1 protein-coding gene is annotated in these 686 nt (G+C 37.8%); it reads right to left on the bottom strand.

Annotated elements, in window-relative coordinates; translation table 11 throughout:
- Positions 1 to 439: 439 nt before the first annotated feature.
- On the bottom strand, positions 440 to 686 hold a 247-nt coding region (locus R8O11_RS28005), incomplete at its 5' end, for a chitobiase/beta-hexosaminidase C-terminal domain-containing protein (protein WP_318194971.1).

A 686-nucleotide genomic window follows, 5' to 3' on the forward strand; every position in this document is an offset into this window, starting at 1 on the left:
CATAATTACTGCCTTTAATTATTCACGTTATGCGATGGTTCCATGGGCTTCTTTTCCCGATCATCGCAAGCCTTGGAATGTGCCTCCGTGGCGGTGGCCATACTGAAATAATTAATTCGCAATGGAAAATAAATCCGTTTAAAAAGTGATCTCGTTCAAACCCGACTCTATAACCATAACAAAAACACTGTTAATTACAGACACTTGCGTTGATTTATAAAAATTCGTCAAAAAAATAAAATGTGATCATCAACAACTAACGATTTAATAAATGGCGAAATAACCAGACTCACTTCACATTTAATTTCTATCTTTAACACCAAAACTTATTTATCAATGCAAAATATTAAGACTTCGATCACACTTAATTTCCTTTAAAAATAAAGAAAGCCTCAACATGCGTTGAGGCTTTGCCAAAAATTAACTTACAAGAATCGTGTTATTTTACGCTAGTCACACGACTTGTTTTCTCACCTGTTGCCGATACAGATCGGATGAACACTTCACCTTTCACATTTGGACGAGCATTGTCTACGTAATTCAGCCAGTTTTTGCCGTCTAGAGAGTATTGAAGCTTCACGCCAGGAAACTGAACGTTCATTGCTAGCTTGCCATCTTCTACTTTCGCACCTGGTACAGGCAGGCGGTAGTCGATACCAGATTTCTCTAACTTAGCTAACTCACGT

The sequence above is a fragment of the Vibrio sp. 1288 genome (assembly GCF_033344475.1).